The organism is Streptococcus sp. UBA3373 (assembly GCF_002360305.1).
Classification (GTDB): domain Bacteria; phylum Bacillota; class Bacilli; order Lactobacillales; family Streptococcaceae; genus Streptococcus; species Streptococcus alactolyticus.
Genome location: NZ_DEQF01000021.1, coordinates 34,076 through 40,075, shown reverse-complemented (window position 1 = coordinate 40,075; position 6,000 = coordinate 34,076). Strand labels below are relative to the sequence as shown.

General features: G+C 41.2%; 6 protein-coding genes. 4 read left to right on the top strand and 2 right to left on the bottom strand.

The features are described 5' to 3' along the window. Nucleotides 1-96 precede the first annotated feature (96 nt). Nucleotides 97-339, bottom strand: a complete 243-nt coding sequence (locus B3R79_RS03445; protein WP_168260541.1) for a type B 50S ribosomal protein L31 — start codon at nucleotides 337-339, stop codon at nucleotides 97-99. 128 nt (nucleotides 340-467) lie between these two features. After that, entirely contained in the window at nucleotides 468-1,412 is a 945-nt protein-coding gene (locus B3R79_RS03440) for a DHH family phosphoesterase (RefSeq protein ID WP_168260542.1), read from the bottom strand. Between the two features lie 172 nt (nucleotides 1,413-1,584). On the opposite strand from B3R79_RS03440, the gene B3R79_RS03435 reads away from it, so the two are divergent. From B3R79_RS03435 to B3R79_RS03420, 4 genes are all read left to right on the top strand, one after another. Then, a complete protein-coding gene (locus tag B3R79_RS03435) occupies nucleotides 1,585-2,721 on the top strand; it encodes an ABC transporter ATP-binding protein (protein ID WP_293693758.1) in 1,137 nt (378 codons plus the stop codon). A 1-nt stretch (nucleotide 2,722) separates the two neighbouring features. Beyond that, entirely contained in the window at nucleotides 2,723-3,589 is an 867-nt protein-coding gene (locus B3R79_RS03430) for a carbohydrate ABC transporter permease (protein ID WP_168260543.1), read from the top strand. Then, nucleotides 3,589-4,506 carry a carbohydrate ABC transporter permease gene (locus B3R79_RS03425; RefSeq protein ID WP_293693756.1) on the top strand — a complete coding sequence of 306 codons (918 nt, stop codon included), beginning with the start codon at nucleotides 3,589-3,591 and terminating at the stop codon, nucleotides 4,504-4,506. The genes B3R79_RS03430 and B3R79_RS03425 overlap by 1 nt, the downstream gene beginning before the upstream one ends. A gap of 75 nt (nucleotides 4,507-4,581) precedes the next feature. Beyond that, nucleotides 4,582-5,958 carry an ABC transporter substrate-binding protein gene (locus B3R79_RS03420; protein WP_204984482.1) on the top strand — a complete coding sequence of 459 codons (1,377 nt, stop codon included), beginning with the start codon at nucleotides 4,582-4,584 and terminating at the stop codon, nucleotides 5,956-5,958. The last annotated feature ends 42 nt before the right edge of the window (nucleotides 5,959-6,000 follow it).

The following is a 6,000-nucleotide window of genomic DNA, read 5'->3' as shown; positions in this document are numbered from 1 at the left end:
ACTTCAAGCTTTTGTGATTAGTGCCTTGAATTGATAAGAAACGTACACAAAAAACCACTCGATTTCTCGAATGGTTTAAGTCGTAAATCGTACTTCTTATTTGAAGCCGTATTTTTTGTTGAAACGATCCACACGACCATCTGCTTGAGTGAATTTTTGACGACCTGTGTAGAATGGGTGTGAATCTGATGAAATTTCCACACGGATAAGTGGGTAAGTAGCACCTTCGAATTCTACAGTTTCGCTAGATGATTTAGTAGAACCGCTAAGGAATTTGTAACCAGTAGTTGTATCCATAAATACTACTGGACGGTATTCTGGGTGAATGTTTTGTCTCATTTTAAAAAAGATTTCCTTTCTGCCATGATACTTTCCGCATCATAGTTATTTAACTCTTACATTTTATCAAATAAATACGTCCTTGGCAAGTCTTTTCTCCAAATAAATAGAAAAAATAGGACGGTTTTCTAGTCTTTTGTGGCTTGCAAGAGGTCTTTGATTTCTTGGAAAATGGATTCGTTTTCTTCCAAGCTGTAAGAGTTGGCCCCGCTGGCAAGAGGGTGTCCGCCACCGTCGTGACGTTTGGCAATTCCGTTGATGACTTGTGTTTTACTTCTGAGGTGAACGCGATAATGACCGTCAGCTTGCTCAACGAAAACACCCCAAGATTGAACGGTATCGATTTTGCCAGGAAGGTTCACGATAGCAGAGGTTTCTGCTTCGGTCACGTTAAATTCCTTGAGCACGTCTTGTGTTAATAGCACACGCGCAGCCCCATTATCATCTACTTCAAGGTGTTCCAAAACATAACCTTGGAGTTTAGCAATTTTCAATGGGAAGGAATCCATTTGACGGCTCAATTGTGCAAAATCAAAGTCGTAGCTTCTAAGTTTGGCCGCCATTTGGAAGGTTTTGCTGCTTGTTGCAGGGTAGAGAAAGCGTCCTGTATCACCAACAATACCACAATACAAGAGGCGTGCGGCAGACGTTGGCACGGTCAAATGCGTGCTTAAAGCAAGGTCGGTAATGATTTCACTGGCACTAGAAGCACTCGTATCCACGTGCATCAAATCTCCGTAAGGGTCATCATTTGGGTGGTGGTCAATTTTAATGAGAAATTGACCTGTGTGGTAACGTTCGTCATCAACTCGAGGGCGATTAGCCGTATCAGTGACAATAACCAAGGCATTAGCGTAGTCATCGTCGCTGACCTCGTCCATTTGGGCTAACCAAGCAAGGGTTGGTTCATCTTGACCTGTTGCTAAGACGGTTTTAGTTGGAAAATTCTCCCTAATAATATCACGCAAGCCCACCTGACTACCGATAGCATCAGGGTCAGGTCTTTGGTGACGGTGAATAATAATGGTGTCATAGGCTTTAATAGCGTCCACAATTTCTGCGAATGTATTCATAATGATATCTCCCATCGTTTTAAAGATTCTCTTATCTTTTCATTATACCACACTTTAAAAATGACCTAGGCCATGAATTTTGATAAAAACTTTACAAAAACAAGATAGAAGACAAGAACGTTCGTCATGTATGATTAATAGAGTAAAAAAGATGTGGAAGGAACCAAAAAGTGTGGTAGAAATTGCATTAAAAAATATTTGCAAAGAATACAAAAATAAGAATTACGCCGTACGAGATTTTAACTTAGATATTTACGATAAAGAGTTTGTGATTTTTGTTGGACCGTCTGGGTGTGGCAAGTCAACAACTCTTCGCATGATTGCTGGTCTTGAAGAGATTAGCGACGGGGAACTTTGGATTGATGGGGAACTTAGTAATTACTCAGAACCTAAGGAAAGAGATATGTCCATGGTTTTCCAAAACTACGCTCTTTACCCAAGCATGACGGTTTATGGCAATCTGGCTTTTGCCTTGAAAGTTCGGAAAACGCCTAAAAAAGAAATCGACCAAAAAGTGCATCAGATTGCTCAAATTCTTGATATCGAACATTTGTTGGACCGCCGTCCATCAGATTTGTCAGGTGGGCAAAAGCAACGTGTGGCCATTGGTAGTGCCATTATCCGCCGTCCAAAAGTTTTCCTCATGGATGAGCCCTTGTCAAACTTAGATGCCAAGTTGCGTGCGCAAATGCGTATCGAACTAGCAAAATTGCATAAGGAATTGGGTATCACGATTATTTATGTGACGCATGACCAGACCGAAGCCATGACCCTAGGAACCAAAATTGTTGTCATGAAAGAAGGGGTCATTCAACAAATCGCGGCACCGTCTGTGCTTTACAATAACCCAATCAACCGATTTGTCGCAGAATTTGTTGGTTCACCGTCAATGAATTTCTTTGAGGCTGTGATTCAAAAAGAAAAAGACCGTGTGGTTCTCATCTTTGGTGAACAACAAGATAAGAAAGTTTACCCAACGCAAGCCGATAGCCTTCGCTTGAAAGATGTTGTTGGCAAAACCGTGCAATTGGGTATTCGTCCTGAGGATATCCACGAAAAAGCAGAAGCTAGACAAGGTGGCTTTGACACCTTTAGCCAAGGCATCGTGGAACGTGTGGATTCGCGTGAGTTACTTGGTTCTGAGGTTATTCTTTACTTCCGTGAAACAGAGCGCAACCACTGTGTTCGCCTAAGCCCTGACAATAACACAGCGGCTGGAGAATCCATTGAATTGTACTTTGACCCTGAGAAAATTCACGTGTTTGATTTAGAAACGCAAGAAAACTTGTTATATAGAGAGGAGCTGTGACGTGGGAAAAAAGATTAAAAAAATAAGCGTGGGTCCTTATGGTTACCTGGTTCCAAGTTTGCTTATTTTTGCCGTATTCCTATTTTATCCATTTTTCAAAACCATTTACCTAAGCTTTTTCAAGACCAATAAACTGGGTGAAGCCAAGTTATTTGTTGGTTTTGAAAACTACCAAAACTTGCTGCAATCGGATTCTTTCCGCAACAGTTTAGGTGTTACCTTGATTTTTGTGGCGATTGTTGTTCTTGGAGGAATGTTCCTGGGCTTGATTACCGCTCTACTATGCAACAAAGCTTTTCCTGGTATTCGTGCCTTTAGTACGGTTTACGCTTTGCCAATGGCGATTGCCTCAAGTTCGGCAGCCATGATTTTCCAAATCATGCTCCACCCAGCTGTCGGAATTGTGAATAAGCTTTTGGGCTTAGATATCAATTGGTTAAATGATCCTAATACAGCGCTTTACTGTGTGGCTTTCCTAACAGCTTGGCTAAATAGTGGGATTAACTTCCTGTATTTTTCAGCAGGACTTGGTAATATCGACGATAGCATCTACGAACGTGCCTCTCTTGATGGGGCAAGCCCGCTACAACAATTTTTCCACTTAACCTTACCAGGTTTGTCACCAATCATGTTTTATACCCTTGTGGTCAACATCATTCAAGCCTTCCAGTCATTTGGACAAATCAAAATCTTGACAGAAGGTGGGCCAAACGAAACAACCAACGTGATAGTGTACTCTATTTACCGTGATGCCTTCTTTAACTACAAGTTTGGTAGTGCAGCGGCACAATCGGTTATCTTATTTATCATTATCATGCTCATCACGCTTGTGATGTTCAAAGTTGAAAAGAAAGGAGTGAAATACTAATGGAGCAAATGGGAGAAATGGAACTCTATTGTCAAGAAACGCTCACGCAAGAGCAAATTGTTGATATCAAGGAAACTATGCGTGCCAAGGCTCTAGCTAAGAAAAGGGCTAAAACAGGTTTTCGCTTGTTGACCAATATCGTGGTGGCTTTGATTATTTTGTTGCCGCTCTTGTACGCAGTAAGCATTGCCTTTATGCCATCTGGTGAGTTGTTTACCACTGAGCTAAACCTCTTCCCGAAAAATCCGACCCTTGATAACTTTAAAAATGCCATCACGCAAGTACCGTTGATGCAATTCATCCTGAATTCTTTCATCATTGCGAGTTGCATTACGGTTGGTCAGATTATTTCTTGCTCGCTAGCTGCCTTTGCCTTCTCGTTTTTAGAATTCAAAGGAAAAGGCATTCTCTTCATGATTGTCATGGCTACCATGATGGTTCCTGGAGAGGCAACTATTATCTCAAACTATTTAACCGTTGGTAAGCTTGGATTATTGGATACTTATCCTGTACTGATTGTCCCTTACTTAACGTCGGCGATGGGAATTTTCCTCTTCCGCCAATTCTATATGACTTTCCCTAAATCTTTGTATGAATCAGCTAAATTAGACGGTTGCTCTAACTTGACTTTTATCATCAAAATCTTGCTTCCTTTGACCAAACCAGCGATTGGTGCTATGGCGGTTTACACCTTCATCAACGCATGGAACCTTTATATGTGGCCATTGTTGGTAACAGGTTCTGAGTCAATGCGAACTGTTCAGATCGGGATTAGTATGTTAAATAGTGTGGATTCGCAATCTATCACTTTGATGATTGCTTGTGTAGTGATGATTATCATCCCATCTATCGCTATCTTTGTTGTTGGTCAAAAACAACTGATTCGTGGCCTTTTCTCAGGTGCCGTTAAAGGTTAAGAGAAAAGCATCCGACTTACTTTTTACTCAATTTAATGTGTTAATTAAAATTTTTTAAGGAGATATATAAACCTAATGAAGAAAAAAATCATGGCAGGGCTTCTTGCTACAACAATGACGCTTGGTACTTTGACTGGTTGTGGTAGCTCATCAACCTCATCAAGCAAAACGGACAACGTTGAAGTTGAAACCGTTGAAATGGCTGCAGCTAACGAAGTTAGCGGTACAGAAATCACTTTCTGGCATTCTATGGGTGGCTCTGTTGCCAAAGCAATGGACGAATTGGTGGACCGTTTCAACGAAGAAAACGAATACGGTATCACGGTTAACGCTCAATACCAAGGGGAATACGATGATTCTCTAAACAAATTGAAGAGTGCGCAAATCGGAAACATGGGAGCAGACCTTGTCCAAGTTTATGAAATTGGAACACGTTTCATGATTGAATCTGGTTGGACTGTTCCAATGCAAAACATGGTTGACGCTGATAACTACGACCTTTCTCAAATCGAGCCAAACTTGTCAGCTTACTACACTATTGATGACCAATTGTACTCAATGCCATTTAACTCATCAACACCAATCATGTACTACAACAAGGACATCTTTGACAAAGCTGGCATAACAGAAATTCCAGATAGCTTGGAAGAGCTTAGCGAAGTTGGTGGTCAATTGATGGAAAAAGGTGGCGCTGACCAAGTTATCTCTCTTGGTATTTATGGTTGGTTCTTCGAGCAATTCATCAGCAAACAAGACCTTGATTACGCAAATAACGGCAACGGTCGTGAAGACATTGCCACAGCAGTTGCCTTTGACGAAAATGGAGCTGCTGAAAACATCCTTTCAATCTGGAAAGAATTGAACGACAAAGGTTATGCACCAAACGTTGGTCGTGGTGGCGATGCTGGTCTTGCTGACTTCTCATCAGGTAAATCAGCTATCACTCTTGGTTCAACAGCATCACTTAACCAAATCCTTCAAGACGTTAACGGTAAATTTGAAGTAGGAACAGCTTACTTCCCTAAAATCAGCTCATCTGACGAAGGTGGCGTATCAATCGGTGGTGCATCACTTTGGGCTTTGAACAACAACGATCCGAAAAAACTTCGTGCAACTTGGGAATTTGTTAAATTCTTGATCTCACCAGAATCACAAGCTTTCTGGAATGCTTCAACTGGTTACTTCCCTGTAACAGTAGCTGCCCACGAAGAGCAAGTCTTCAAAGACAACATTGCCAAATACCCGCAATTTGAAACTGCGATTGAGCAATTGCACGCTTCTTCACCTGAATATGCTGGTGCATTGCTAAGTGTATTCCCTGAAGCACGTTCTATTGTTGAAACAGAAATTGAAAAAACCATCAATGGTGAACAAAGTGTTGATGAAGCTGTTGAAAGCATGTCATCTTCAATCAACGACGCTATTGAAGAGTATAACCTTGTAAATGAATAATAGAGTGCTACAATAGAGTTATGAAGCAGGGCGGATGAGGTA